26 protein-coding genes are annotated in these 26,090 nt (G+C 62.2%); 9 read left to right on the forward strand and 17 right to left on the reverse strand.

The window, feature by feature from the left end:
* The 3 genes from ABH939_RS07450 to ABH939_RS07460 are packed head-to-tail and all read left to right on the forward strand — an operon-like array spanning position 1 to position 2,835.
* The gene (locus tag ABH939_RS07450; protein ID WP_007734894.1) at positions 1-1,176 is read left to right on the forward strand and encodes an ABC transporter ATP-binding protein; all 1,176 of its coding nucleotides are present in this window, start codon (positions 1-3) and stop codon (positions 1,174-1,176) included.
* Positions 1,173-2,075, forward strand: a complete 903-nt coding sequence (locus tag ABH939_RS07455) for a 2-aminoethylphosphonate ABC transporter permease subunit (RefSeq protein WP_149357715.1) — start codon at positions 1,173-1,175, stop codon at positions 2,073-2,075. The genes ABH939_RS07450 and ABH939_RS07455 overlap by 4 nt, the downstream gene beginning before the upstream one ends.
* Entirely contained in the window at positions 2,050-2,835 is a 786-nt protein-coding gene (locus ABH939_RS07460; protein ID WP_209448603.1) for an ABC transporter permease, read from the forward strand. Before ABH939_RS07455 ends, ABH939_RS07460 begins: the two co-directional genes overlap by 26 nt.
* Positions 2,836-2,891: 56 nt before the next feature.
* On the opposite strand, the gene ABH939_RS07465 is transcribed toward ABH939_RS07460, so the two are convergent.
* A complete protein-coding gene (locus ABH939_RS07465) occupies positions 2,892-4,514 on the reverse strand; it encodes an AMP-binding protein (protein WP_003942743.1) in 1,623 nt (540 codons plus the stop codon).
* A gap of 178 nt (positions 4,515-4,692) precedes the next feature.
* Here ABH939_RS07465 and ABH939_RS07470 point away from each other — a divergent pair, with 178 nt between their 5' ends.
* Positions 4,693-5,502 (forward strand): LuxR C-terminal-related transcriptional regulator, encoded by an 810-nt coding sequence (locus tag ABH939_RS07470; RefSeq protein ID WP_042450799.1) that lies wholly within the window; start codon positions 4,693-4,695, stop codon positions 5,500-5,502.
* A gap of 4 nt (positions 5,503-5,506) precedes the next feature.
* Here ABH939_RS07470 and ABH939_RS07475 read toward each other — a convergent pair whose 3' ends face one another.
* The 5 genes from ABH939_RS07475 to dxr form a co-directional block, all read right to left on the reverse strand.
* Entirely contained in the window at positions 5,507-7,321 is a 1,815-nt protein-coding gene (locus tag ABH939_RS07475; RefSeq protein ID WP_404649522.1) for a penicillin-binding transpeptidase domain-containing protein, read from the reverse strand.
* 69 nt (positions 7,322-7,390) lie between these two features.
* The gene (locus ABH939_RS07480) at positions 7,391-8,227 is read right to left on the reverse strand and encodes a GNAT family N-acetyltransferase (protein WP_003942692.1); all 837 of its coding nucleotides are present in this window, start codon (positions 8,225-8,227) and stop codon (positions 7,391-7,393) included.
* 111 nt (positions 8,228-8,338) lie between these two features.
* Positions 8,339-9,496 carry a flavodoxin-dependent (E)-4-hydroxy-3-methylbut-2-enyl-diphosphate synthase gene (ispG, locus tag ABH939_RS07485; protein ID WP_007734888.1) on the reverse strand — a complete coding sequence of 386 codons (1,158 nt, stop codon included), beginning with the start codon at positions 9,494-9,496 and terminating at the stop codon, positions 8,339-8,341.
* A gap of 87 nt (positions 9,497-9,583) precedes the next feature.
* Positions 9,584-10,801, reverse strand: coding sequence for a M50 family metallopeptidase (locus ABH939_RS07490; RefSeq protein WP_404649523.1), 1,218 nt, complete (start codon positions 10,799-10,801; stop codon positions 9,584-9,586).
* A 7-nt stretch (positions 10,802-10,808) separates the two neighbouring features.
* On the reverse strand, positions 10,809-11,966 hold the full coding sequence (dxr, locus tag ABH939_RS07495; RefSeq protein ID WP_063316575.1) for a 1-deoxy-D-xylulose-5-phosphate reductoisomerase: 1,158 nt from the start codon (positions 11,964-11,966) through the stop codon (positions 10,809-10,811).
* Between the two features lie 120 nt (positions 11,967-12,086).
* Between dxr and ABH939_RS07500 the strand changes: the two genes are divergently transcribed.
* The gene (locus tag ABH939_RS07500) at positions 12,087-12,356 is read left to right on the forward strand and encodes a DUF2631 domain-containing protein (protein WP_003942762.1); all 270 of its coding nucleotides are present in this window, start codon (positions 12,087-12,089) and stop codon (positions 12,354-12,356) included.
* A 78-nt stretch (positions 12,357-12,434) separates the two neighbouring features.
* On the opposite strand, the gene rlmN is transcribed toward ABH939_RS07500, so the two are convergent.
* A complete protein-coding gene (gene rlmN / locus ABH939_RS07505) occupies positions 12,435-13,544 on the reverse strand; it encodes a 23S rRNA (adenine(2503)-C(2))-methyltransferase RlmN (protein WP_003942816.1) in 1,110 nt (369 codons plus the stop codon).
* Between the two features lie 102 nt (positions 13,545-13,646).
* Here rlmN and ABH939_RS07510 point away from each other — a divergent pair, with 102 nt between their 5' ends.
* Complete coding sequence (locus ABH939_RS07510) at positions 13,647-14,057, forward strand: lipopolysaccharide assembly LapA domain-containing protein (protein WP_073512295.1); 411 nt, start codon at positions 13,647-13,649, stop codon at positions 14,055-14,057.
* Positions 14,058-14,152: 95 nt separating this feature from the next.
* On the forward strand, positions 14,153-14,995 hold the full coding sequence (locus ABH939_RS07515) for a CoA ester lyase (RefSeq protein WP_030535660.1): 843 nt from the start codon (positions 14,153-14,155) through the stop codon (positions 14,993-14,995).
* Between the two features lie 79 nt (positions 14,996-15,074).
* Here ABH939_RS07515 and ABH939_RS07520 read toward each other — a convergent pair whose 3' ends face one another.
* The 6 genes from ABH939_RS07520 to rpsB form a co-directional block, all read right to left on the reverse strand.
* Positions 15,075-15,803: a class I SAM-dependent methyltransferase gene (locus ABH939_RS07520; protein ID WP_166502168.1), complete on the reverse strand. Its 729-nt coding sequence runs from the start codon at positions 15,801-15,803 to the stop codon at positions 15,075-15,077.
* 6 nt (positions 15,804-15,809) lie between these two features.
* The gene (locus ABH939_RS07525) at positions 15,810-16,706 is read right to left on the reverse strand and encodes a phosphatidate cytidylyltransferase (protein ID WP_003942673.1); all 897 of its coding nucleotides are present in this window, start codon (positions 16,704-16,706) and stop codon (positions 15,810-15,812) included.
* A gap of 48 nt (positions 16,707-16,754) precedes the next feature.
* Entirely contained in the window at positions 16,755-17,312 is a 558-nt protein-coding gene (frr, locus tag ABH939_RS07530; RefSeq protein ID WP_003942777.1) for a ribosome recycling factor, read from the reverse strand.
* Positions 17,313-17,355: 43 nt separating this feature from the next.
* Positions 17,356-18,084, reverse strand: coding sequence for a UMP kinase (pyrH, locus tag ABH939_RS07535; RefSeq protein ID WP_003942722.1), 729 nt, complete (start codon positions 18,082-18,084; stop codon positions 17,356-17,358).
* 200 nt (positions 18,085-18,284) lie between these two features.
* Positions 18,285-19,112, reverse strand: a complete 828-nt coding sequence (gene tsf / locus ABH939_RS07540; RefSeq protein WP_007734877.1) for a translation elongation factor Ts — start codon at positions 19,110-19,112, stop codon at positions 18,285-18,287.
* Positions 19,113-19,264: 152 nt separating this feature from the next.
* A complete protein-coding gene (gene rpsB, locus ABH939_RS07545; protein ID WP_003942709.1) occupies positions 19,265-20,122 on the reverse strand; it encodes a 30S ribosomal protein S2 in 858 nt (285 codons plus the stop codon).
* A gap of 313 nt (positions 20,123-20,435) precedes the next feature.
* Here rpsB and ABH939_RS07550 point away from each other — a divergent pair, with 313 nt between their 5' ends.
* Positions 20,436-20,930: a M23 family metallopeptidase gene (locus ABH939_RS07550; RefSeq protein WP_007734876.1), complete on the forward strand. Its 495-nt coding sequence runs from the start codon at positions 20,436-20,438 to the stop codon at positions 20,928-20,930.
* Between the two features lie 25 nt (positions 20,931-20,955).
* Here the strand turns inward: ABH939_RS07550 and ABH939_RS07555 are convergent, their stop codons facing one another.
* Both ABH939_RS07555 and ABH939_RS07560 read right to left on the reverse strand, forming a co-directional pair.
* Complete coding sequence (locus ABH939_RS07555; RefSeq protein WP_058226325.1) at positions 20,956-22,065, reverse strand: MinD/ParA family protein; 1,110 nt, start codon at positions 22,063-22,065, stop codon at positions 20,956-20,958.
* A 123-nt stretch (positions 22,066-22,188) separates the two neighbouring features.
* Positions 22,189-23,115, reverse strand: coding sequence for a tyrosine recombinase XerC (locus tag ABH939_RS07560; protein ID WP_003942767.1), 927 nt, complete (start codon positions 23,113-23,115; stop codon positions 22,189-22,191).
* A gap of 84 nt (positions 23,116-23,199) precedes the next feature.
* On the opposite strand from ABH939_RS07560, the gene ABH939_RS07565 reads away from it, so the two are divergent.
* Positions 23,200-24,372 (forward strand): multidrug effflux MFS transporter, encoded by a 1,173-nt coding sequence (locus ABH939_RS07565; protein WP_058038842.1) that lies wholly within the window; start codon positions 23,200-23,202, stop codon positions 24,370-24,372.
* On the opposite strand, the gene ABH939_RS07570 is transcribed toward ABH939_RS07565, so the two are convergent.
* Complete coding sequence (locus ABH939_RS07570) at positions 24,369-25,139, reverse strand: siderophore-interacting protein (RefSeq protein WP_007734868.1); 771 nt, start codon at positions 25,137-25,139, stop codon at positions 24,369-24,371. The two genes, ABH939_RS07565 and ABH939_RS07570, sit on opposite strands and share 4 nt — an antisense overlap.
* 293 nt (positions 25,140-25,432) lie before the next feature.
* A complete protein-coding gene (locus tag ABH939_RS07575) occupies positions 25,433-25,792 on the reverse strand; it encodes an Lsr2 family protein (protein ID WP_003942721.1) in 360 nt (119 codons plus the stop codon).
* Positions 25,793-26,090 lie beyond the last annotated feature (298 nt).

The raw sequence follows: 26,090 nt of genomic DNA on the forward strand, positions 1-26,090 counted from the left end.
ATGGCAAGAACCAGACTGGGGCGGACGCTCCCCGAGACCGTCGGTGTTCACGGAGCGATCGAACATTCTGCTCCGGCCATCACCTTCGATCGCGTCAACGTCGCCTACGGCCGCGGGAAGACCGCAACCCATGCACTCGTCGATTTCAATCTACGAGTGGCGCCGGGTGAAACTGTGGCACTGCTGGGGCCCAGTGGATCCGGCAAGTCGACCGCTCTGAAGGCCCTCGCGGGATTTGTCCGCCCCACGTCCGGTTCCGTCAAGCTCGGCACCCGAGACATCACCAATCTGCCTCCCGCACAACGCGGTATCGGCGTCGTCGTTCAGTCGTACGCTCTCTTCCCGCACATGCGAGTATCCGAAAACGTAGCCTTCGGACTCCGAGCCCATCGCGTGCCGCGGTCGGAGATCGGCACTCGCGTGGCCGAAGCCCTCGACATGGTCGGGATGTCGGCGTACGGAAAGCGGCTTCCCCGTGAACTTTCCGGCGGTCAACAGCAGCGAATCGCCATTGCCCGAGCGTTGGCAATTCGCCCTGGAGTACTCCTCCTCGACGAACCACTGGCCGCCCTGGATGCTCAACTTCGCGAGAGCATGCTCGGCGAACTGGCGAGACTGCGCGCAGCACTACCTGACACAGCCATGCTCTATGTGACGCACGATCAGAGTGAAGCCCTGGCGCTGGCAGACCGAATCGCAGTGATGCGCAACGCCAGACTCGCGGACATCGACACCGCTGAGGCCTTGTGGAAACGTCCGCCGTCCAGCTTCACCGCGGCGTTCCTCGGGGGTGCCAACCTGCTGCCTTGCACCGTCACACGCGTCATCGGCACCTCCGCGCTGGTCTCGATCGGTGGCACGCCGTTCACTGCTCACGCCCCGCAGCCCGAGATCGGGCACATCGAATGGGAGTCCGACATGGACGCCTACCTGTGTGTTCGTCCACACGCGGTAGCCGTAACCGGTGTCGGCGCACGAGGATCATTCCCGGCGCGCATCGTCTCGAGCGTCTGGCGCGGTTCCACGACGCGTCTGACGCTGGCTGTACGTGGCCTCGACGACGTCCGCGTCGACGCGGATGTTCCAGGGCACGACGAACGACCGGTCGACACCGAAGTGGGCGTCGTCCTGCCCACGGACGGCAGTGTCCTGGTTCCGGCAGATCGCCACCCATGACGACAACCCTGGAACGCCCCGAAACCGCTGCGCCCCAGCACAAAGACCCGATCCCGTGGCGCCGGATCGGCTGGACGCTGCCACCACTGCTTCTTGTCCTCGTGTTTGCTGTCTATCCCACTGCGCGTGTCCTCACGGAATCTCTGAGCACCGCAGATGGCACCGGGTTGTCCACGTGGTCGTCCGTGCTCGGTTCGGAACTGTTCAGAACCGCGCTCTGGCAGACCATCCAAATCGCCGTGGCGTCGACCCTGGGTTGCCTGATCCTGGGAACCTTCCTCGCCTTGGTGCTGGCCTTCGTTCCGTTCGCCGGATCCAAGGTGGTGGGGCGATTGATCGACACGGTGCTCGCCCTGCCGTCTTTCCTGATCACGCTGGCGTTCACGTTCCTGTACGGGACAGCCGGCGCCGTCAACGCCTTGATCGTCCGCATCACCGGCGATGCGAGCGGCCCACTGAATTTCCTCAACACTCCGTTCGGTGTGATCGCGGCCGAAATCACTTTCTTCACACCCTTTGTCGTGCGTCCGCTATTGGCAGCGTTCACCCAGATTCCGCGTGAACAACTCGACGTGGCAGCCAGTCTCGGCGCGTCACCCGTCCGAGTTCTGCGGCAGGTGGTGATGCCGGAAGCGTGGCCGGCCCTCCTGGCCGGTGGATCGCTCGTACTTCTGATGACACTGAATGAATTCGGCATCGTGCTCTTCACCGGAGCAAAAGACGTCGTAACTCTTCCGGTCCTCATCTACACCCGCGGCATTGTCACCTTCGACTTGCCCGGCGCAGCAGTGATCGCGACGGTCCAGGTCGCACTCTCACTCGGCCTGTACTGCCTCTACCGATTCACCTTCAACAGATTGATGGGAGGCAGCCGTGCTGCTGTGGACACGAAGCTCTAGGGCCCTCGTACTCGGATTCTTCACCCTGGTCGTCGCGGTGGTTTTCGTCGCGCCCATCGCCACCGTCGTCGCGGCTGCCTTGGCCGGATCGTGGACCGGTCCACTCCCGTCGAATCTCGGCGGCAAGAACTTCTCCACGGCGCTGTCCGACGAGAACTTCGCCAGCCTGATCGTCAGTTTGCAGACTGCATTCATCGCGGGGGCATTGGCATTGATCGTCGGAACGTGGGCCGCGCTGGCCTCGCGTGAGGCACCGATGTGGCTGCGGCGCATCACCGATGCCGTATTCCATTTACCGATTGCGGTTCCGTCGGTCGCGATCGGCTTGGGTCTGCTCATCACTTTCAACGAGCGCCCGCTACTGCTCGGCGGCACCAAGTGGATCGTGATTCTCGCTCACACGGTTTTGGTGCTTGCCTTTGCCTTCAGTTCCGTATCGGCCGCGCTCGAACGGCTCGATCCCGCCTACCGTCAAGCTGCCGAATCACTCGGCGCCGGCCCGGTGCGGGTGCTGACACGGGTAACGCTACCGCTGGTGCTCCCAGCGTTGGGTGCGGCTGCCGGGCTTTCCATCGCACTGTCGATGGGTGAGCTGGGCGCAACGGTCATGGTCTACCCGGCGACATGGAAGACCTTGCCGGTCAGCATCTTCGGACTCACCGACCGTGGCCAGGTATTTCTTGCCGCAGCAAATACGACACTGCTGCTTGCAGTCACCCTGATCGCCCTCATGGTGGTCGGCAGAATTCGTCGGCGCTGACCTTGCTGTGCGCCTTTGTTAACCGCCGGGGGTTAATAAAGGCGCACAGCAGGGGTTTATCCCTTCCGCAAGATGTACCGCTGAACCTTCCCACTCGGGGTCTTGGGCAGGTTCGGAACAAAGTGCACCGTGCGCGGGTACGCGTGCGCGGCGAACTTCTTCTTCACCAACGTCTGCAGTTCCTTCTCGAGTTCGTCGTCGCCGTCGACGCCTTCGCGAAGAACGACGAACGCCTCGAGAACCTCACCACGCAACTCGTCGGGCATGCCCACCACGGCGGCCTCGATGACGTGCTCGTGCATGACCAGCACGCTCTCGACGTCGAAGGGACCGATGCGGTAGCCCGCCATGATGATGACGTCGTCGTCGCGCGAGGAGAAGAAGAAGAATCCGTCCTCGTCCGTCATTCCCGCATCACCGGTGATGTACCAGCGGCCGTCTTCGCTGAATCGCTGCTTCGTCTTCTCCGGCGCATCGACGTACCCGGTGAACCACATCAACGGGCTGTTGTGAGTATCGATCGCCACGCGGCCCTGAGTGCGGGCCGGTGCAATGTCATCCGAATTGTCTTCCAGCACAGCGGCAGACCAACCCGGCAACGGACGACCCATGGATCCGGGACGGACATCGTCGCGAAGTCCGTCGGCCCAGGCGTTGACGATGAACATGCCGTGCTCGGTCTGGCCGTAGTGATCACGGACCTCGACGCCCAACGAGTTCTTCGACCACGCAACAACATCCGGAGTCAAGGGCTCACCGGCCGAGGAAGCGCGGCGCAGCGAGATGCCTTCCGGAACGGGAGCCTTGTCGGCACGCAGACTGCGGTAGACAGTCGGAGCGGCGGCAAAATTGGTGACACCGAACTTCTCGATGATCTGCCACGTCAGCGGCGCGGAGAATCCGGCGTGCAGCAGCAAGCTTCGCGTGCCGGCGGCAAGCGGGCCGAGCAACGCGTAGTACAGCCCGTACGCCCAGCCCGGGTCTGCGGCGTTCCAGAACACGTCGTCCTCTCGGACGTCGAGGCCGAACTCCTGGTATGCGTGGAACGAGGCGAGCGCGCGCACCGGAACCGGCACGCCCTTGGGTGTTCCCGTGGTGCCACTGGTGAACAACTGCACCATCGGTGCGTTACCGCCGACTGCCTGAGCAGCGCCCTTCGGGTCTTCGGCATCCTGAGCTGCGACAAGTGCGTCGAAGTCCAACTCGTCACCGGCCGCGCCGCCCGCGACGATGACCTGCCACGCTGCGTCGGCGGGGATGTCCTCTCCCGGCGCGAGCTTCTCGAGCTGATTGGCGTCGGAAATGACCACCTTCGCGCCGCTGGCCGTCAAGCGGAAAGCGATGGCCGGCGAAGCGAACGCCGTGAACAAGGGCACGTGGACCGCTCCGCGGCGCCAGATTCCGAGGAGCGCGACCACCAGGTCCGCAGACTTACCCATCAAGGTCGCGACGTTGTCACCCGGCTCGACTCCGAGGTCGGCCAGAGCTGCCGCGAAACGCGCGGACTGCTCACGTAGATGACCGTAAGTGAGGTCCACCGAGCTAAGGTCTGCCTCGACGACGGTGAATGCAACGCCATCCGCGGGATGCCGATCGCAGAGCAATTCTGCGGCGCTGGCATGCGGGGTGTCGTACTGGTCCAGCAGCTCGCGCACCCGTGCGGTGGGATCGGTGCTCATCAACTTGCTCCTTATCGATCGTCGTATGGTTGGCCCGACCGGTTACGTTGGTGGCTCGTCATACGTACTGTTCACCCCCTATGATCTAGCTCACAAGAGAACTTCACTACCCCCAGAAAGGGGTACCTGCGTGAACCGACATGCTTCGTCACTTCTGCGCCCCCGCGACGGGGACGCAATGCGAGGTGAACTCCGAACAATCGCAGCTCAGGGCGTTGTTCCCGTGCTGTTCGGAGGCGAGGTCCAGGACGGAACCCTGCACCTGAGCGAATTCGTCGGCACCCGCACCAACAACCTCAAGGGCTTGGCCATCCCGCCGCGCTCGGGCATGGGCGGACGCGTCGTAGCCCAGGGTTCACCGATCACCGTCAACGATTACGGCAATTCGCAGTCCATCACTCATCACTTCGACCGTCCTGTTCTCAGCGAGGGCCTGCATTCGATCATCGCCGTTCCGGTCATGGTTTCGGGAAAATCGCGCGCTGTGCTCTACGCCGCGATCCGCGATTCCGCTCCGTTGGGTGACCGAACAGCAGACGTCATGGTCGGCGCATCCCGGCGTCTCGGGATGGAGTTCGCCATCCGCGACGAAGTCGATCGTCGCCTGCAACTACTGCAGGCCGCCGCCGCGACTACCGCCGACGGTATGTCTTCGGAAGAGATCCGCGGAGTCCACGCCGAACTACGCAGTGTCGCCCAGACCGTCACCGACACCGACTTGCAGACCAAACTCCGCGGACTCTCCCAGCGTTTGGCCAACCTGCTCCGTCCCACCGCCGACGCCGAATCCGACGTCACGCTCACCCCGCGTGAAGTGGACGTTCTCTCTCAGGTCGCACTCGGCTGCACCAACATCGAAGCCGGCCAACGGCTTTCCCTTCGCCCGGAAACAGTCAAGAGCTATCTGCGAAGCGCGATGGGAAAGCTGGACGCGAGCTCACGCCACGAAGCCGTGGTGACCGCCCGGCGGTTGGGACTGCTCCCCTGACGGGTCAGTAGCCTTCAGGCAGGGCGGTGAGCATGTCACGGGTGACTGCGACGGCGTTGTCCGAACTTCCGCCCCGCACAACCAGAGTCGCGAAGGCCAGGTTCCCGCGATAGCCGACGAACCACGCGTGCGATCCCCCTTCGACCTCGGCTTCACCGGTCTTGCCGTACACCTCACCCTGATCTTCGACGCGTTCTGCAGTACCGCTGGTGACCACGAGTCGCATCATTCCGCGCAGACCGTCGACCATGGCCGGTGTGATCGCCGGGCGCTCACCGTCGATGGTGGTTTCGCGCCCTGAAATCAGTTGCGGCACCGGAGTCGAACCGTTCGCGACCGTCGCCGCTGCCATCGCCATTCCGAACGGACTGACCACGACCTTTCCCTGACCGAACCCGTCTTCGGTCCGCTGCACCAGGTCCGACGCCGGCGGCACCGAACCGGAATCGATCGGCAATCCCACCACGTTGTAGTCCTGGCCGATGCCGAACTGCGCTGCGGCAGTGGTCAACGTGTCTGGTTGCATCTCGCTGGCCAGCTTGGCGAAGGACGTGTTGCACGAACGCGCGAAGGCCGTTGCCATCGGCACCGTGCCGAGTGAGAACTCGTTGTAGTTGGGGACGCTGCGCTCACCGATCTCGATCCGGCCAGGACATGGCACCATCGTGTCGGGGGTCGCCTGACCGGTCGAAATTGCCGCGCCTGCCGTGATGATCTTGAACGTCGAACCGGGCGGATACTGACCCATCGTCGCGACCGGTCCGTCGCGGTCTGCTGCCTTGTTCTGTGCGACAGCCAGGATCGCCCCACTCGACGGTTCGATGACCACCATCATCGCCTGATCCTTGTTCACGTTCACGGCACGCTGAGCAGCGATCTGAATGTTGCGGTCCAAACTGATACTGAACGACGGAACAGGTTGCGGCGCAGTCTCGGTCAGCACATCGGTGTCGACGCCGTTCTGGTTGACCGTGACGACACTCCAGCCGGCTTTGCCGTCGACCTCGTCGATGATCGTCTTCTTGATCTGCCCGAGAAGGTCAGGCGCGAACTCCGGGTCGGTCGACACGAGATCCGATTCGTCCGAGACAGATACTCCCGAGATAGCTCCCAGTTGCGCCGATACCTGGTCGTAGTCGTCACTGCGCAGGCGGGTCACCAGATAGTCGCCCTTGACGGCCGTCGAGGATTCGGCGATCGATTGACCCGTCAGCGAAGAATCGAACCGACCGAGAACACTTGCGAGATTGTTTGCGGAACCAATGATGTCGTTGCTCTTGGAGCGATCGAACTTCACTCGGTAGACAATTCCCGGCACCAGGACATCCGTGCCCGAATGCTCGTTGACCCGCGCTCGCGGCGCCGCGGTTGCCCGCAACGACATCGTCTGCTTGTCACCGAGGCGCGGGTGAACGTCCGTCGAACTCCACCGGACGGACCAGTCGCCGTCCTTGCGTCCCATCTGCAGCTCGCCGTCGTACGTCCACACGCGGTCTTTCGGAAGGTGCCACTCGTAGGTGTAGCCGACCGTCGCAGTGTCACCGTTCATCTTCACCGACGTGGTCTCGGCAGTCATCGACTCGGCCTGGAGCGCATCCCAGGTGTCACTCAATACAGGACCCGCGGAGTCAGGCCGGTCCGTCAGTTTTGCTGCCTCGTCGATATCCCTGTCACCGAACGCACTCAGGAACTGCTGCGCGACCGGCTCGGGGCCGGCGGGTTTCGGAGTACACGAACTGATCCCCACCGCCAAGAAAATCACGGTGCAGGAGGCCAACAGTTGGGCCGAGCGACTACGAGAGAAATGCCGAGTGTTCATCGAGCCCCATAGTAGGGCGACAAATGCTCCACCCAGCGTAGGCGCGACCATTGCACGCAGCTTGTACGGTCAGTCGAGCAGCACCGTCGAGAAGGTCGCGACCTGTCGGAACCCCACCCGCGAATAGGTCGACCGCGCAATCGTATTGAAGCTGTTGACGTACAGGCTCGCAATGCGACCGGTCGCCATGATCGACTCCGCTACAGCCGCTGTACCGGTCACGCCGAAGCCCTGCCCACGAAATTCCGGGTTGACCCACACACCCTGGATCTGGCCACAGCGAGCAGACATCGAACCGACCTCCGCCTTGAAAACGACCTGGCCGTCCTCGATGTGCGCCCACGCTCGACCAGCGGCGATCAGGCTAGCGACACGGTGCCGGTATCCGCGCCCACCGTCGTTGGCACGCGGGTCGACTCCGACCTCTTCGATGAACATCGCGATCGCGGCAGGCAGATAGATCTCGAGTTCGTCCGAGCGAACCTGCCGGACCAGTGGATCCGACGGGCACGCCAGCGGCTCGGAAACCGCGAGCAACGGCTGTTCGGGGCGAACCTCCCGCGCAGTTCCCCAATCGAGCTCGAGCATCTCCCACAGCGGCAACGCCAATTCGGCGCGGCCGACCACCGACGAGCACATGCGCGGAATCCGACAGGCACGGTCGGCGAATGCCCGAATGTCATCCGGATCGCCTCGAAGCGGAACCAGATTCGCCCCGGCAAAGCACAGTGAGGACAACGGCCCGCCTCGACTCCACAGCTCGCCGTGAATCATTCGTGGGTCGACGCCACATTCTTCGACGCGCGCGGCAATCATGCAGGCCGCCACCGGATCGGCGTCGAGTACCCGTCGGACGTCTTCGAGATCTCGACTTCCGACCTGCTTGGCTCCGAGGAGTTTGAGCATCCGTCAACCCCCTCGACTCGACTGCGCGTCCACGAATATCACTACCCGATCATGATGCACTCAGATTGCCACGAACCTGACACCGACGGGGAAGATTCATCCGGCAATCACTCAACTCACGGTGACGACCGGCGCACCCTCCGAAGCGTCACCCTCCATGCTTTCGGCAATTTTCATCGCCTCTTCGATCAACGTCTCGACGATCTGCGCCTCGGGCACCGTCTTGATGACCTTGCCCTTGACGAAGATCTGGCCCTTGCCGTTGCCGGACGCCACACCGAGGTCGGCCTCACGCGCTTCACCCGGTCCGTTCACGACGCAACCCATGACTGCCACGCGCAGCGGGATCTCCATGCCTTCGAGGCCGGCGGAGACCTCGTCGGCAAGTGTGTAGACATCGACCTGTGCACGGCCACACGAGGGGCAAGAGACGATCTCGAGCTTGCGGGGACGCAGGTTCAGAGACTGCAGAATCTGGTTACCGACCTTGATTTCCTCGGCCGGCGGGGCCGAGAGCGAAACCCGGATCGTGTCGCCGATACCCTCCGCGAGCAGCGCACCGAAGGCGACCGCGGACTTGATCGTGCCCTGAAACGCCGGCCCTGCCTCCGTGACGCCGAGGTGCAACGGGTAATCGCATTTGGCGGCGAGTTGGCGGTAAGCCTCGACCATGATCACCGGATCGTTGTGCTTGACGGAGATCTTGATGTCACCGAAGCCGTGCTCTTCGAACAACCCGGCCTCCCACAGCGCGGACTCGACCAACGCTTCGGGCGTCGCCTTGCCGTACTTCTCCATCAACCGAGGATCGAGCGATCCCGCGTTGACACCGATACGGATCGGAATGCCTGCGTCACCGGCAGCCTTGGCCACCTCTTTGACACGGCCATCGAATTCCTTGATGTTGCCCGGATTGACGCGCACCGCAGCGCATCCCGCATCGATTGCCGCGAAGATGTAGCGCGGCTGGAAGTGGATGTCGGCGATAACCGGGATCTGGCTCTTCTTCGCAATGATCGACAACGCGTCCGCGTCTTCCTGACGCGGGCAGGCGACACGGACGATGTCGCAACCGGACGCGGTCAGTTCCGCGATCTGCTGCAGCGTTGCATTGACGTCGTGCGTCTTCGTGGTGCACATGGACTGCACCGAGATGGGGAAATCGCTGCCCACACCTACCGTGCCGACCTGCAGCTGCCGTGTCTTGCGTCGAGGAGCAAGAATCGCTGCGGGTGCCGAGGGCATTCCCAGTCCGATAGGGATGGTCACGTCTGTGCCTTCTTTCATAGCTTCACTGCAAGTTTAGCCGGGCGATCGCCGCACTACCGCGCGGCAACCGTCACCCTTCTCACACGGTCAGAAGATCTTGATCGGATTGACGATGTCAGCCGTGAGTGTCAGCAACATGAACGCGCCACCGATCACGATGAATACGTAAGTAATCGGAAGGAGTCGCGTGTAGTCGACCGGGCCGCCGGGAATCAAGCCTCGGCGGGCGCGGAACCAATCACGGATCTTCTCGTAGAAGACCACCGCGATGTGACCGCCGTCGAGCGGCAACAGCGGCAGGATGTTGAAAACACCGAGGAAGAAGTTGATCGATGCGAGCAGTCCGACGAACGTCGCCCACTGTGCACGGTCCGCCGCTTCACCGCCGATAACGCTGGCACCGACCACGCTGATCGGTGTGTCCTGAGCGCGTTCGCCGCCCGTGATCGACTCCCACAGAGCCCCCACCTTCGACGGAATGTCAGCCAACGCCTTCACCGAGTCGACCATGATCTGGCCGGTGAAGTCGAAGGCCGCCGGAACAGCAGTGAGCGCGTTGTACTCGATCAGATTGCTGACACCCTCGATTCCGACAGCGCCTACCTTTGCCAGTTCCGGCGTTGTGCTGCCCTCTATGGCTACGTAACGCTCAACCGGCGATACGTCGACCGGAACTTGAACAGTCTCGTCGCCGCGCTCGACTGTGAGCGTGACTGTCCCGGACTTGTCGCGGATCGCCGCGGAAACCTTGGCGAAAGTGTCCGTCGGTTGACCGTCCACCGCGACGATCCGATCGCCGGCAGCAATTCCGGCTGCCTCCGCCGGGCCGGTACCGGTGCAATCCGCGAGTTTCCACCCCTGATCCTGACCGAGCTGCGTCGGAGCAACACACGTCACGCCCTTGACAACAGGCGGTGCCGGCTCCGTACTGGTTCGACCCCAACCGAGGAGCAATGCGTAGATCAGGAGGAACCCGAGAATGAAGTTCATCGCGATACCGCCGGACATGACCACGACGCGCTTCCACGCCGCCTTCTTGTACATCGCGTGCGGCTCTTCTTCAGGCGTCATCTCGTCGAGGGCCGTCATGCCCGCGATGTCGCAGAATCCGCCCAGCGGCAGCGCCTTGAGGCCGTACTCGGTCTCACCTCGACGGAACGAGAAGATCTTCGGTCCGAATCCGATGTAGTAGCGGCGAACCTTCATTCCCAAAGCCTTGGCCGTCCACATGTGACCGGCTTCGTGCAGGGCGATGGACACGCCGATGCCGAGGGCAAACAGCACTACGCCCAGTGCAAAAACCATGAAAGCTCTAGCCCTCCTGCTTCACGAGCTGACGCGCTCGTGTGCGTGCCCAGCCGTCTGCGGCCAGAACGTCGTCCACGGTAACCGGTTCTGCGGACCATTGACCTGCATCGTCGAGAACAGCAGCCACCGTGCGGACGATCGCCGGGAAGGAAATGACACCGTCGAGGAATGCCTGAGCCGCCACTTCGTTGGCCGCGTTGTAGATCGCGGTGAAGCAACCTCCGGATTTTCCTGCGCTTCGCGCCAGATCGACGGCGGGGAACACCAACGAATCGAGCGGCTCGAATTCCCAGGTGGAGGCGGTGGTGAAGTCGCATGCCGACGCCGTACCTTCGATGCGGTCCGGCCAGCCGAGAGCGAGAGCGATCGGGAGCTTCATGTCCGGTGGACTCGCCTGTGCCAGCGTCGATCCGTCGAAGAAGGTCACCATGGAGTGCACGATCGATTGCGGATGCACGGTGACGTCGATGCGGTCGTAGTCGATCCCGAACAGCAGGTTCGTCTCGATCAACTCGAGGCCCTTGTTGACCAGAGTTGCCGAGTTGAGGGTGTTCATGGGGCCCATCGACCAGGTGGGGTGCGCTTTTGCCTGAGCCGGATTCACACTTTCGAGCTCCTCGGCGCTCCAGCCACGGAACGGCCCACCCGAAGCGGTGAGAACCAACCGGGCCACCTCGTCGCCTGTTCCACCACGTAGGCACTGGGCAAGCGCCGAATGCTCCGAGTCGACCGGCACGATCTGACCGGGGGCGGCGGCTTTCGTCACCAGCGCTCCGCCGGCGACAAGCGATTCCTTGTTCGCCAGCGCCAGGCGCGCTCCCGAGTTCAAAGCCGCCAGTGTCGGTTCGAGTCCCAACGAACCGACGAGCGCATTGAGGACAACATCGGCACCGCTGTCCCGAACCAGTTCTGTCACGGCGCTCGGTCCCGAACGGGCGGTTACCGATTCCAGCGCCGATGCCGCTGCAGGATCGGCGACGGCGACGTCCGTGACGCCGGTTGCACGAATCTGTTCGGCCAACAACTCGACGTTGTTGCCGCCCGCTGCAAGACCGACTACTTCGAAACGGTCGGGGTTGGCAGCGATGACCTCCAGCGCTTGGGTACCGATCGAACCGGTACTGCCGAGGAGGAGGACGCGGGTACGTGTGGTTTCCTGCACTCGCCCATTGTTCCTGATAACACCTGAGAACAACCTTATCGACGCCCAACTACGTACGACAGGCAGTCGTATGTCACCATATTGGGCAGTAGTGCAACCGAATGAGCAGGAGGATCGACCGTGGCCGATACCCAGTTGGACGTCAAGTCCAGCGCCCCCGTCGTGGTCTCGCACGTCGATGAGGCCGAGGTTCCCTCTGCCGCATGGGGGTGGAGTGGTGAAGGACTCAAGTTTTTCCGTTTCCTCGGATGGTTCTTCGCAATATTCCTGCTTCTGATGATGATCGGAAACCATCACGGCAAGGTCGAGGATCTGTGGCTCATCGGCACCGCCGGATTGATGATCTTCATTCTGGTCCGCGACATCGTCATCCGTCGCCGCCCGCGCTAGAAACCTGACAAAGAGAAGGCCTCCACGAACGAAAGTTCGTGGAGGCCTTCTCTTTACGTGTTTCAGGCCTGGAACGTTTCAGTTCTCGGCTGCCAGCTGGCCACAGGCTGCGGCGATTTCCTGACCGCGCGTATCGCGCACCGTGCACGAGACGCCCTGGGCGATGACCCGACGCACGAACTCGCGCTCGACGTCCTTGGGGCTCGCGTCCCACTCGCTGCCCGGAGTCGGGTTGAGCGGAATCAGGTTGACGTGCACCAACCCGCCGAGTGCTTTCTTCAGCTTCTTGCCCAGCATGTCCGCACGCCACGGCTGATCGTTGACGTTCTTGATCATCGCGTACTCGATTGACACACGGCGACCGGTCTTGTCTGCGTAGTACCGGGCAGCCTGAAGTACCTCCGACACTGACCAGCGATTGTTGACCGGGACAAGAGTGTCGCGCAGTTCGTCGTCCGGTGTGTGCAGCGATACCGCCAGCGTGACGCTCAGGCCTTCGTCAGCGAGCTTGCGGATAGCGGGAGCTAGGCCGACGGTCGAGACCGTGACGGACCGCTGAGACAGGCCGAGGCCGTCGGGTGCAGGCGAGGTGATCCGTCGTACCGCTGCCACCACGCGCTTGTAGTTCGCCAAAGGCTCGCCCATACCCATGAACACGACGTTCGAGAGGCGTCCGGGGCCGCCGGCAACTTCACCGTCGCGCATGGCAGCCGCTGCCTCGCGAACCTGATCGACGATCTCGGCGGTCGAGAGGTTGCGGTCGAGGCCGCCCTGACCCGTCGCACAGAACGGGCAGGCCATTCCGCAGCCTGCCTGACTCGAGATGCAAAGTGTTGCCCGGTCGGGATAGCGCATCAAGACGCTTTCGAGCAGCGTTCCGTCATGTGCCTTCCACAGGGTCTTGCGAGTGTCGCCCGAATCGCACGCGAGGTGCTTGATCGGGGTCAACAAGGTCGGGAACAGCGACTCCCCAACCTTCTCGCGCACCGATGCGGGGAGATCGGTCATCTTCTCCGGATCGGCTTCCAGCCGCGCGTAGTACTGACGCGCCAGCTGATCGGCCCGGAAAGCCGGAAGGCCGAGCTCTTTCACCGCTTCTTTGCGCTCGGCGGAATCGAGATCGGCGAGGTGCCGTGGAGGCATTCCGCGCTTGGGTGCAGTGAAAACGAGGGGAAGAGAGGCAGCCATAGTTACACCATTGTCCCATTGTTTTGGGGTGCTACCCCACTGCCACCCGATTGTGGCCGGATTACCCGTGCAACTTCGCGCAGGTTGAGTGATGATCATGTCATGTCAACCACACCAGAGGATCCGTCGAATTCCCCCGTGTACGGCCCAGCCGACGGTTTCGGCCCCGATCCGGAACTTCCGAAGGTGGACGAGAACAAGGCAGTGGAAAAACACGATCCGGAACCGACACCGACGCCTGAACCGGTGCCGACCGGAACGTCGGTCACCGACCGAACCAGGGCTGCGACGACCTGGGTTGGCCTGGTCATAGGCGCAATTGTGCTGATCTTACTGCTGGTGTTCATCCTGCAGAACCTCGAGAGCGTCTCCGTCAAGATCCTCGCCTGGCAGATCGACTTTCCGCTCGGAATCACGATCCTGCTTTCCGCCATCGCGGGCGCGTTGATCATGGCGTTGGCAGGTGGCGTTCGCATCATTCAGATCCGGCGCGCAGCGAAGCGGCAGATGTGACTGAAATCTAGTTACGCAATTGGGTCGATCGATGGGCCAGCAGGCATCATTGATGTCGTGGAAATCACCGGAAAGGCCCTGATGTGACTACTCACATGGAGAGACCTGTGACCTCGCGAATTGCCCCGCAGCAGGCAAGATCCTGGCTCCTCGTCCCCGCGTCCAAACCGGACACCTTCGACGCCGCACTCGCGAGTGCGGCCGACGCCGTCATTCTCGACCTCGAGGATGCCGTCACCGCACCCAACAAACCAGCTGCCCGCCGCGATGTCGCCGCATTCCTGAGCGAACACAATCACGCCTGGGTTCGGATCAACGACGCCACGACACCGTTCTGGGAAGAGGATCTGGCCGTACTCGCGGGCCTCCCCGGACTCGAGGGTGTCATGCTCGCAAAGACCGAAAGCGGTCAGCAGGCCGACGCCACGGCCGAGCGACTTCCCGACGGCACCAAGATTCTTGCTCTCGTCGAATCCGCGGTGGGACTCGAGGCTGCGCCCGAGATCGCACGCACTGACGGCATCTTCCGTCTCGCATTCGGCAGCGGCGACTTCCGGCGCGACACTGGGATGGACGACTCCCCCACGTCGATGTCGTACCCGCGTTCGCGGCTCACCATCGCCAGCCGCGCGGCACGCATCGCTCCGCCGATCGACGGTCCCACGCTCGGCCCCGATCTGGATCTGCTCGCCCGAGACTGTGCGATCACCTTGTCACTCGGCATGGCCGGCAAACTCTGCATGACCACCGCGCAGACTGCCCCCGTCAACGCAGGACTGAGTCCCTCTGTAGCCGACGCGATCTGGGCTCAGAATGTCATCGACGATCTCGGCGAAGACGGCTCACGCGTGCGCGACGGCAGCGACTTGCCCAAGCTCGCCAAGGCGAAGAAGATTCACAAGCTCGCCACCCTGTTCCACATCCCCACCGATCACTGATTTTTTTACTACTGAATCGGAGCAGAAAACGTCAGGCGCTCAAGTCGGAGCGCCTGACGTTCGTCTTTTGAGCCCGCCTTCACGCAAGTTCGAGTGATCGTGGTTTGGACCGAACATGGATCCGGTATCGCACCGAGAAGGCAAGCCCTGTTACTTGCGAGAACGCACGCTCGGCAGTCTTCTCGGTGAACTCGATTCCGAGTACCCGCCGCATATCGTCTCGATTCTCGAACTCCCACCGGGCGTCGACACGCGTGAGCGAGAACCCTTGAGCCTCGAAGAATCCTTCGACCGCCGCGGGATCGTATTTGGGCAGATCCGCCCTCATCCACTCCCCGTACGGGCCGGCGCTCACATCGAGATCCACGATCAGCAGGGCTCCCCCGGGCCTCAGGATGCGCATTGCTTCACGAATTCCCGGGCCGCAGCCTTTTCCGAAGAAGTACGCCGTACGGGCATGGACGAGATCGACTGAAGCATCCACCAGACCCGTGGACTCTGCTGAACCCTGGACTGCGTCGATCGACGCCGAATCGCGGGTTCGTTCCCGCGCGGCCTTCACCAGCGGTGCGTGCGGCTCCACTCCGACAACACGACGGGCAGTACGAGCGAACTCCGGTAGATGGAACCCCGCCCCACAGCCGACATCGACGACATCGCGTCCAGTCCAGTCGACCCGGGCTCGCATCGCCGCCCAGAGGGAACCGTCGACGTCCTGCGCGCGGTTCTCGATTTCGTACACGTCCGGCCAATGCCAGATGTTCGGGCTGGGGATCGGCTTGGAACGGCCGGAGAAGAAATCACGCACGCGAAATCAGACGAGTGCGTACAGAATCAGCCAGGTGACAAATGCCGACGGCAGGAGTGAATCCAGGCGGTCCATGATTCCGCCGTGGCCGGGAAGCAAGGTTCCCATGTCCTTGATGCCGAGTTCACGCTTGATCTGCGATTCGATCAGGTCGCCGACCGTCGCGACTACCACCAGGACGACACCGAGCAGGACGCCGATCATCGAATTCGCGTCGAGGATCAACGTCACCGAAAGCAAACTGCCGATGACGCAGAAAATGAGGGAGCCGACGAATCCCTCCCAGGACTTCTTCGGGCTCACAGCGGGCACCATCGGATGCTTCCCGAACAGCACTCCAGCCGCGTAGCCGCCGATGTCGGAGCACACGACACCGATCATCAGGACGAAGACGCGACCGGGGCCGTCGTCTTCGAGCACCATCAACGCACCGAATGACGCCAACAGCGGGATCCACGCCAGAACGAACACCGTGATGGAGGTGTCTCTCAGGAAGTTCTTCGGGGTCGCCTTGAGGCCGTGGTCGAACAACCGCCACACCATGCATACCAGGACGGTCGCGGTGAATCCGCTGAGCACCCCGACCGGTCCCCACGGCCAGCCGAGCCAGATCGTGGCTTGCCCGCCGACGAGAAGCGGAATTCGCGGCACCTCGATGTCGGCTTCACGAAGCCGCGTGGTGACCTCCCACGTCGCGATGAACATCGCGATCGCAACGACGGCGATCCATCCGGGGGGCAGGAAGATCAAAGTGCCGATGACCAAGGCGCCGAGGCCAGCTCCGACGCCGATGGCGGCAGGTAGGTTCCTGCCCGCCTTCGACTTCGGCGGTTGCGCGCCCTCAGCGCCGCCCGTAGGCCCGTCCGTGACGGGACCACCGGCGGTTCCCTCTTGTGCGTGCACCCAAACTCCCTGATCTACTCCCGACGACAAACACTGCAAATGAGGAGGCTATACCTCCATCAACTCTGCTTCCTTGTGCTTGACGAGTTCCTCGACCGTGTGCACGTACTTCGCCGTGGTCTTGTCGAGTTCTTTCTCTGCGCGACCGACCTCGTCCTCGCCGGCTTCACCGTCCTTCTGGATCCGGCCGAGTTCGTCCATCGCCTTGCGGCGGATGTTGCGCAGCGTGACCTTCGAATCCTCGCCCTTGGACTTGGCCTGCTTCACCAGTTCACGTCGACGCTCTTCCGTGAGCTGCGGAACCGAAATGCGGATGATGCTGCCGTCGTTGGACGGGTTCACCCCGAGATCCGAGTTGCGGATCGCCGTCTCGATCGCGTTGAGCTGCGAAGCCTCGTACGGCTTGACGATGACCATGCGGGCCTCGGGGACGTTGATACTCGCGAGCTGCGTGATCGGCGTGATCGAACCGTAGTAGTCGATCACGATGCGCGAGAACATACCGGGGTTCGCGCGTCCGGTGCGAACCGAGCCGAGATCGTCCTTGGCTACCGTGACAGCCTTTTCCATCTTCTCTTCTGCCTCGAAGAGCGCTTCATCGATCACGGCTGTTCCTCCATGTTGTTCTGCATCATTTTTTGGGTGTCACTCACGACTTGATCAGGGTGCCGATCTTCTCACCGGACACCGCGCGAGCGATGTTTCCTTCGGTGAGGAGGTTGAACACCATCATCGGCATCGAGTTGTCCATGCACAGGCTGAATGCCGTCGCGTCCGCGACCTTGAGCTCACGTTCGATGACCTCACGGTGCGTGATCTGTTCGTACATCGTCGCGTCCGGGTCGAGACGCGGGTCGGCCGAGTAGACGCCGTCGACAGCCTTGGCCATCAGCACTACCTCGGCACCGATCTCCAGCGCGCGCTGCGCAGCAGTGGTGTCAGTCGAGAAGTAGGGCATACCCATCCCGGCACCGAAGATGACTACGCGCCCCTTCTCGAGGTGCCTACGTGCGCGAAGGGGGAGGTACGGCTCGGCGACCTGGCCCATGGTGATGGCCGTCTGCACGCGAGAATCGACGCCCGCCTTCTCCAGGAAATCCTGCAGAGCGAGGCAGTTCATGACGGTGCCTAGCATGCCCATGTAGTCGGAGCGCGCGCGATCGAGGCCACGCTGCTGCAGTTCCGCTCCGCGGAAGAAGTTTCCGCCGCCGATGACCACTGCAACCTGTACGCCCGATCGAACGACCTCTGCGATCTGCTCAGCCACCTTGGTGACCACGTCGGGATCGAGACCGACTTTGCCGCCTCCGAACATTTCGCCGCCGAGTTTGAGCAGGACCCGCTTGAATCCTGGACGTTCGTTGGCTGGTTCGGACATTGTTCTCCTCAGTTCGATACAAGACCTTGTAGGTCCTTCATTCTTCTTCTGCCGCCGAATCGGACACCGCGGCATAGGAAAGCCCCCGGGACTCGTCCCGAGGCACTCTCATCCTGCCTCATCGGAGGCCCCAGGTACACGTAGACCCCGCCGGTAGAGCAAATGCTCTTCAGGCGGGGTCCATGTGTGCGGGCTCCGAATTAAGCGGAGGCGCCGACCTCGAAACGCACGAAGCGCTTGATGGTCACGCCTGCCTCGTCGAGGATCGCCTTGACGGTCTTCTTGGAGTCCGTGACCGAAGACTGCTCGGTCAGAACGACGTCCTTGAAGTAACCGTTGACGCGGCCTTCGATGATCTTCGGCAGTGCCTGCTCGGGCTTGCCTTCTGCGCGGGCGGTCTCTTCGGCGATGTGACGCTCGGAAGCGACGATCTCCTCGGGAACCTCGTCACGCGTGACGTACTTCGCCTTGAGTGCTGCGACCTGCATTGCAGCGCCGCGAGCGGCCTCAGCAGCAGCATCGCCTTCACCGGTGTACTCGACGAGAACGCCGACAGCGGGCGGCAAGTCGGAGCTGCGCTTGTGCAGGTAAACGGCAACGGGGCCGTCGAAGGAAGCGACGCGGCTCAGTTCGAGCTTCTCACCGATCTTCGCGGACTGCTCCGCAATGACGGTGTCGATGGTCTTGCCGTCGAGCTCGAGCGCCTTGAGAGCGTCGAGGTCAGCAGGCTTACCAGCAGCAGCGACGGTCACGATCTCGTCGGCCAGCTTGATGAACTCGTCGTTCTTGGCGACGAAGTCGGTCTCGCAGTTGATCTCGATCATGACGCCGTCCTTGGCGACGACGAGACCCTCAGCGGTGGTGCGCTCTGCGCGCTTTCCGACATCCTTCGCGCCCTTGATGCGCAGCTGCTCGACGGCCTTGTCGAAATCGCCGTCTGCATCTGCGAGTGCGTTCTTACATGCCATCATTCCGGAGCCGGTGAGCTCACGGAGCCGCTTGACGTCAGCGGCGGTGTAGTTCGCCATGATTAGCGAGCCTCCTCATGTGTCTGTTTCGGACCTAGGACTAACGGTGAAGCACGGCCTAACGGTGAAGCACGGCCTGACGGTGGTGCTCGGGCCTAACGGTGAAACGGCCCTGACCAAAAGAACTCTTGGTCAGGGCCGGTTTCAACGAATCAGGCCTCGGTGGCCGGTGCCTCTGCGGCGGGGGCTGCCTCAGCCTCTGCAGCCGGAGCTGCCTCAGCCTCTGCGGCCGGAGCTGCCTGCGAGAGCAGTTCCTGCTCCCACTCGGCGAGGGGCTCGCCTGCGCCGGCTTCGGGCTTCGCGTCCTTGTCGGCGCTCAGTCCTGCACGTGCCTGCACACCTTCGGCAACCGCGGAAGCGACAACCTTGGTCAGCAGTGCTGCGGAACGGATGGCGTCGTCGTTGCCCGGGATCGGGTAGTCGACGAGGTCAGGGTCGCAGTTGGTGTCCAGGATCGCGATGACCGGGATGTTCAGCTTGCGAGCCTCGGCAACTGCCAGGTGCTCCTTGTTGGTGTCGACGATCCACACCGCGGAAGGAACCTTGGCCATGTCGCGGATACCACCGAGGGTGCGATCCAGCTTGGTCATCTCACGCGTGAGCATGAGGATTTCCTTCTTGGTGCGACCTTCGAATCCACCGGTCTGCTCCATTGCCTCGAGCTCCTTGAGGCGAAGCAGACGCTTGTGAACGGTGGTGAAGTTGGTGAGCATGCCGCCGAGCCAACGCTGGTTGACGTAGGGCATTCCGACGCGAGTCGCTTCGGAAGCGATGGACTCCTGCGCCTGCTTCTTGGTACCGACGAAGAGAACGGTGCCGCCGTGGGCAACGGTCTCCTTGACGAACTCGTACGCCTTGTCGATGTACGTCAGCGTCTGCTGGAGGTCGATGATGTAGATGCCGTTGCGGTCGGTCAAGATGAATCGCTTCATCTTCGGGTTCCAGCGACGGGTCTGATGTCCGAAGTGGGTTCCACTATCGAGCATCTGCTTCATGGTTACGACAGCCATGGCTGTGTACCTCAAACTTTCAATCCGGTTGATGCAGGCGATCGGGTGATCCCTGCCCTGGCACCCGCACGGCCGTCGGACCTGTTTCGTGAGAACCAGGACCAGCCGAGGCCGGAAAACGTGCGCGGGCGCGCGAAGTCGGACTGTGCGAGCACAGACCGCTCGACAAGTGTACGTCCTCGTCCCCCGATGCCATAACCACCCCGGAAGCAACAGACCGAACCGGCGGTTGTGGATCGGCGGCTACCTTGTGGATTACCCGTCTGATCTGCATTGAAGCGTGCGCTACTCCACGCAAGATCAAGGAATGACGATGTTGCGCGGAGCTCGACGAGGCGTGGCCTTCGCCGTGATCTCCTGCTGTGTCGCCGTAGGCACGGCGTCAGCAGACACGCGATTCGACTGGCCGCTCGCTCCTCGGCCGCACGTGGAACGCGCTTTCGACAAACCGGCCGAGAACTGGCTGCCGGGTCATCGCGGGGTCGATCTCGGCGGCAGCGCCGGCCAATCCGTCCTCGCGGCCGGCGACGGCATCGTGGTGTTCGCGGGAGTGGTCGCCGGAAAGCCGACGGTGTCGATCGATCATTCCGGCGGCCTACGCACGACCTACGAACCCGTCACCGCAGTCGTTCGCACAGGTGAACGCGTCGCAGCCAGGTCAGTGATCGGAACCCTCGAAACCGGGCACGAAGGGTGCGCTGTCGAAGCATGTTTGCACTGGGGCTTGCGCAGAGGACGCGAGTATCTCGATCCACTCGGACTGGTTCGGTCGCAACCGCTCAGGCTCAAGCCATTGAAAGGAGGCTGATCGGTCGCAGAAATCGGTCGCAGAATCAGTGCCACTCGGAAACGGCGTGCCGACCCACAGCGTCCGCGAAGTCGTCGGCCACCATCGCTGCCAGTTCCATGAACGCTCGTCTGGTGGCCGGTCGCATCAATTCGAGGTCCATCACCGACCCCTCCGCGAGATGCTCGTCGAAAGGAATGACCTCGACGGCGCGGCATCGACGCATGAAATAGTCCACCAACGCGTCCATGTCGATGACGCTCGACCCTGGTCTGGCGGCGCTGATGACGACGACGGTCCGCTCGACCAGATGGCCGTATCCGTGCAACTGAAGCCAATCGAGCGTTGCCGCTGCACTGCGCGCTCCGTCGATTGCCGGCGAACTGACCAGAACCAACGAATTGGCAAGATCCAGAACGCCGTTCATCGCCGAGTGCATGATCCCGGTACCGCAATCAGTGAGGATGATGTTGTAGTAGACCTGCAAGATGTCGATGACCTGGCGATAGTCGGCCTCGCTGAATGCCTCCGAAATCGCCGGATCCTGCTCACTCGCCAGCACCTCGAGACGACTCGACGACTGGGATGTGTGCACTCGAACGTCCGAATAGCTCTTTATGTCCGGTCTAGCAGCAATCAGATCGCGCACTGTCGAATTGGTCTGCAGCGGAACACGTTGTGCCAAAGTCCCGAAATCGGGATTGGCGTCAACCGCCACGACGCAGTCACCACGCAGCGAAGCAAACGTCGCACCGAGTCCGACCGTGACCGTCGTCTTGCCCACTCCCCCTTTGAGCGAGAGCAGAGCGACTCGGTAGTCGTTGCGGATCGGCTGCTCGATTCGGGCGGCCAGTGCACGGTTGCGCTGTTCGTTGGTCGAATCCCCCAGATTGACCACACCTCCGGTCGCACGATGCAATCCCCTACGCCAGCCGCCACGCGGCGTCCGTTTCGGGCGTTTCAGTAAAGCTTCGGCAACCAGATCCTGGTTTGTCACCTGCTGTTGGCTCGACGGTGGCGGTGGCGCGGACCAGACCTCTTGCAGTCGCGCCACAGGCTCCGGCGTCGGCGCCGGCTCGGGAGCCGGTTGCGGCGATTCGGACAGCCAGGCTGGTTGGCCGCTGTTCGGCAGGTGCTTCACATCTTGGCGGTTCACGAATCCCCCGGATATCGCATGTAATCGAGTGTCTCGACACGACGATCGAACTTTGCCGATTGTTCACTCTTCTGAGCTGCGACGCTACCAAATACCAGCCGAGAACTCGCGTCGCTCCACAAATCAGGCGCGCGGATGGGCCTGATCGTGGACGGATCGAAGCCGTTCGACCGACACGTGCGTGTACAGCTGAGTGGTCGCCAAACTCGCATGACCGAGGAGTTCTTGGACCACACGAAGGTCCGCACCACCCTCCAGCAAATGTGTCGCAGCCGAGTGCCGAAGCCCGTGCGGACCCATGTCGGGAGCCCCTGGAATTGCAGCCATGGTTTCGTGGACCACCGAACGCGCCTGACGCTGATCGAGCCGGCCGCCTCGAACTCCGAGGAGCAACGCTCGCCCGGACCGATCCGAACACAGCGCGGGTCGTCCGTGCTCCAGCCAGCCGTTCAGTGCCGATTCTGCGGGCAGGCCGTATGGCACCGACCGCTCCTTGTTCCCCTTGCCGAGAACACGAAGCAAACGTCGATCGGCATCGACCGACTCGACGTCCAGTCCACACAACTCGCCGACGCGAATTCCGGTGGAGTACAACAATTCCACGATGAGTCGGTCTCGCAGGGCGAGCGGCTCTTGTTGCTGCGCACCGCTTTCCGCCGCATCCATTGCGTCGAGGGCCTGGCTCTGGCGCAGTACCGTCGGCAGCGTCCGGCGAGCTGGTGGAGCCGCCAGACGTGTGCCCGGGTCGACGGAAATGCGTCCGGTCTGCGCGAGCCACGCAGTGAACCCACGCGCCGAAGAAGCCCGTCGAGCTACCGTCGTACGGGCTGTTCCTACGGCATTCTGGGCGGCCAACCACGAACGCATGACACTTAGGTCGAGGCGGTCGAGATCTGCATTCTCCGAACCCGCGGAGAAATGGGTCAGCAATGCCCGCGCGTCACCGACGTAGGCGCGGATCGTGTGTTCCGACCGGCCTCGGCTCAGTCGGAGGTGCTCGGCATACGCATCGAGGTGAACGCTCAAGCTCGCCGGCAATGCGTCAGTCATGAACACACGCTCGCTCGCCGCGATTGAAACTGCAAGCTCCCTCGCCGATAGGGTTGATCGGTGAATCGAGCAATTCCTCTGAAGATGTTGTGCGTACTGGCACTGATTTCCGCAATCGCTCCACTGTCCATCGACATGTACCTGCCCGGCCTACCGTTGATGGCGGATGCACTCGACACTACTGCGGCCAGCGTTCAGCTCACGCTGACCACCTTCATGGCAGGCCTCGGAATCGGCCAGCTGATCGTCGGTCCGATCTCCGACGGACTTGGCAGGCGACGAATACTGCTGGCCGCGACAATCATCACGGCACTGAGCGGCGCGGCATGCGCGGTGGCGCCGAACATCGAGTTTCTCATCGGTGCACGACTCGTCCAGGGCTTGAGTGGAGGCGCTGCCATCGTTCTTGCCCGCGCTTGTATTGCCGACCGAGCGCGCGGCGACGACGCAGCGAAGCTCTTCAGCATCATGATGATCATCGGCGGTATCGCTCCCGTCGTCGCGCCACTGATCGGCGGCGCACTTCTCGGCCCCGTCGGATGGCGCGGAATCTTCTGGGTCCTGGCTGTCGCGGGCGCCGTGATGGTGGCTGGTGTCGTTTTGCTCGTTCCCGAGACACTTCCGCCCGAGCGACGCCACGGCGGCGGATTGAAGGCCCTGATCTCGAATCTGCGATACGTGGTCCGCAATCGGCACTACCTCGGATATGCGCTCGCATTCGTCTTCGGATTCGGCGCCCTGTTCGCGTACATCTCCGCGTCACCGTTCGTCGTTCAGAACGTTCTCGGACTGAGTCCGTCACAATTCTCGATCGTGTTCGCAGTGAACGCCACCGGAATGGTCACGGCAGCGATGATCACCACTCGCCTGCTCGGTCGCGTCGGAGCACGCACGCTGCTGCGTTTCGGGGTGTGCCTACTCCTCATGGGCGGCGCCGTATTGTTCTGCACCAGCGTGGTTTTCAGTTCCACGAATACCTGGTTGATCTTGGTCCCACTGTTCGTGGCAATTTCGAGCATCGGGTTCATCATGGGCAATGCGACCGCTCTCGCCCAAGGAGAGGTCACCAACGCGGCCGGGACCGGTTCAGCGCTGATGGGAGCGGGCCAGTTCGGCTTGGCGGCGCTGGTTTCGCCGCTGGTGGGAATTGCGGGAGAAGACACGGCAGTTCCGATGGCAATCGCAATTCCCACCTTCGGAGTTCTCGCGGCCGTTGCGCTCGTGTTGCTGACTCGCGGCACGGCCGCCGCGAGTTAGTTTTCGGCCGCAGCGAGTTCGGACTTCCAGACCCGGAAGCCCTCTTCGGTGCGACCACGACGCCAATAGCCGGAAATAGAAGCAGCCGACGCCGGGACATTTCGTTCCTTGCGAATGTACGGCCGGAGGTTGTGCATGACGGCTTGCGCTTCACCGTGAATGAACACGTGCGGTTCGCCCGGCAACCACTCGAGCGCCTTGACCGCGGCGACAACCGGAGCGTTGTCGCCCGCCAATTCTTCGCCGACCGCGTCGGACGATGCCCCGCGATGCAGCCAGGTCACGGCAATACCTTCTGGGGCATCGAGCGCGATTTCGTCTTCCGGTCCCCCGACCTCGACGACGGCGTAGCCGACCGCATTCGGCGCCAATCGCGCTATCGACGCGGAAATAGCGGGTATTGCGGTCTCGTCTCCGACGAAGAGATACCAATCAGCGGTTGGTGACGGCGAAAACGCGCCACCGGGTCCCCGCAGAGTAATCTCAGCGCCCGGCTGAACTGACGCGGCCCACGGACCTGCGACACCCATGTCGCCGTGGACGACAAAATCGATTGCAATCTCTTTGGCATCAAGATCGTACGAACGAATCGTGTAGGTGCGCAGTGTCGGCTGATCAGGAGTGCCGAATTCGATCTTTACATAGGAATCGCTGTATTCGCTGGGAGTGAACGACTCGAAGCCTGGTCCCCCGAGAAACACTCGTACCATATGGGGGGTCAATTGTTCGGTCCGCAGAACCGTCAATGCAGTTGTCGGCTTGGCCACAGAAAGATCCTTCCGAAAGTTAGTGTTACCTAACTAATGTACACGACAATTGCAGCACGAGGGCGAAATACCTCGCCGGCGACTCCACATAGCGCTCTGTCGACCTTTGTGCAGAGCGAAAGAAACCGACCAATCTGCTGGGTAAATTCGGTGCTGTTTAGACGAATTATCTGATCAGCTTCACACGGACGACCTCTCGGACAAAGCTGTCCGAGAACTCGGCAAAGCAACAGTAAAATACACCTCTGGCTCCCGGCGAGTTCGCCGAGAGCCAGAGGTGTATTTAATTCAATCTAGTGTGCAGCGTCGAAAGCGTCGATGATTTCCGCTTTGATACGCCCACGCGGAGCAACTTCGTAACCGTTCTTACCTGCCCAGTCACGGATGGCCTGGAGCGTCTCCTTGGAGCGTCCGGAACCTGATGTGGCCTGCGGAGATGCAGCCTGAGCCTTCTTGCCGCGCTTCCCGCTCACCTTCGCAGCAGCCTCCACGAACGGCTTCACCGCAGCGTCGAACTTCTCTGCATTGGTGGCGCGCAGATCGATCACGTAATCCGTTCCCTGGTAAGAGAACTCAATTCGATCACCGAATCCATCGTCAATCGGCTTACCATCAAGGTCGTCGATGAGTTGCCGAATCAGCTTCTCAGCCATTGCACTCCTCTTTCAATGATCGATTCAATTCTCCTTCACAATACACAGATAGAGCGTTGATGAACAAAAGAAGTTCGAAAGCCTTCACCGTTTCCGAACAGACTCAATGGTCCGAATTAGCAGCGGGTTAGCGGCATTGCCTCGACCGAACACGACCCTGAAAATTCTGCACATTCATCCCTCGGATGCCGGGTGTCAATCAATGCCCGCCGTCATCGTGATCCAGACTAATCGGACTTCCACGCACATTGACCTGAGGCTTTCCTGAGACCCGTCGAACTTGCAGGTCGGGTCGGCG

Source organism: Rhodococcus sp. 27YEA6, from assembly GCF_044908235.1.
Taxonomy (GTDB): Bacteria; Actinomycetota; Actinomycetes; order Mycobacteriales; family Mycobacteriaceae; genus Rhodococcus_F; species Rhodococcus_F qingshengii.

Excerpts from the sequence above, each read along its gene's own strand:
- ABH939_RS07450 (WP_007734894.1), top strand. The coding sequence starts at position 1 with ATGGCAAGAACCAGACTGGGGCGGACGCTCCCCGAGACCGTCGGTGTT.
- ABH939_RS07455 (WP_149357715.1), top strand. The coding sequence starts at position 1,173 with ATGACGACAACCCTGGAACGCCCCGAAACCGCTGCGCCCCAGCACAAA.
- ABH939_RS07465 (WP_003942743.1), bottom strand. The coding sequence starts at position 4,514 with ATGAGCACCGATCCCACCGCACGGGTGCGCGAGCTGCTGGACCAGTAC.
- ABH939_RS07470 (WP_042450799.1), top strand. The coding sequence starts at position 4,693 with ATGCGAGGTGAACTCCGAACAATCGCAGCTCAGGGCGTTGTTCCCGTG.
- ABH939_RS07475 (WP_404649522.1), bottom strand. The coding sequence starts at position 7,321 with ATGAACACTCGGCATTTCTCTCGTAGTCGCTCGGCCCAACTGTTGGCC.
- ABH939_RS07480 (WP_003942692.1), bottom strand. The coding sequence starts at position 8,227 with ATGCTCAAACTCCTCGGAGCCAAGCAGGTCGGAAGTCGAGATCTCGAA.
- ABH939_RS07490 (WP_404649523.1), bottom strand. The coding sequence starts at position 10,801 with ATGGTTTTTGCACTGGGCGTAGTGCTGTTTGCCCTCGGCATCGGCGTG.
- rlmN (WP_003942816.1), bottom strand. The coding sequence starts at position 13,544 with ATGGCTGCCTCTCTTCCCCTCGTTTTCACTGCACCCAAGCGCGGAATG.
- ABH939_RS07510 (WP_073512295.1), top strand. The coding sequence starts at position 13,647 with ATGTCAACCACACCAGAGGATCCGTCGAATTCCCCCGTGTACGGCCCA.
- ABH939_RS07515 (WP_030535660.1), top strand. The coding sequence starts at position 14,153 with ATGGAGAGACCTGTGACCTCGCGAATTGCCCCGCAGCAGGCAAGATCC.
- pyrH (WP_003942722.1), bottom strand. The coding sequence starts at position 18,084 with ATGTCCGAACCAGCCAACGAACGTCCAGGATTCAAGCGGGTCCTGCTC.
- tsf (WP_007734877.1), bottom strand. The coding sequence starts at position 19,112 with ATGGCGAACTACACCGCCGCTGACGTCAAGCGGCTCCGTGAGCTCACC.
- rpsB (WP_003942709.1), bottom strand. The coding sequence starts at position 20,122 with ATGGCTGTCGTAACCATGAAGCAGATGCTCGATAGTGGAACCCACTTC.
- ABH939_RS07550 (WP_007734876.1), top strand. The coding sequence starts at position 20,436 with ATGTTGCGCGGAGCTCGACGAGGCGTGGCCTTCGCCGTGATCTCCTGC.
- ABH939_RS07560 (WP_003942767.1), bottom strand. The coding sequence starts at position 23,115 with ATGACTGACGCATTGCCGGCGAGCTTGAGCGTTCACCTCGATGCGTAT.
- ABH939_RS07565 (WP_058038842.1), top strand. The coding sequence starts at position 23,200 with ATGTTGTGCGTACTGGCACTGATTTCCGCAATCGCTCCACTGTCCATC.
- ABH939_RS07575 (WP_003942721.1), bottom strand. The coding sequence starts at position 25,792 with ATGGCTGAGAAGCTGATTCGGCAACTCATCGACGACCTTGATGGTAAG.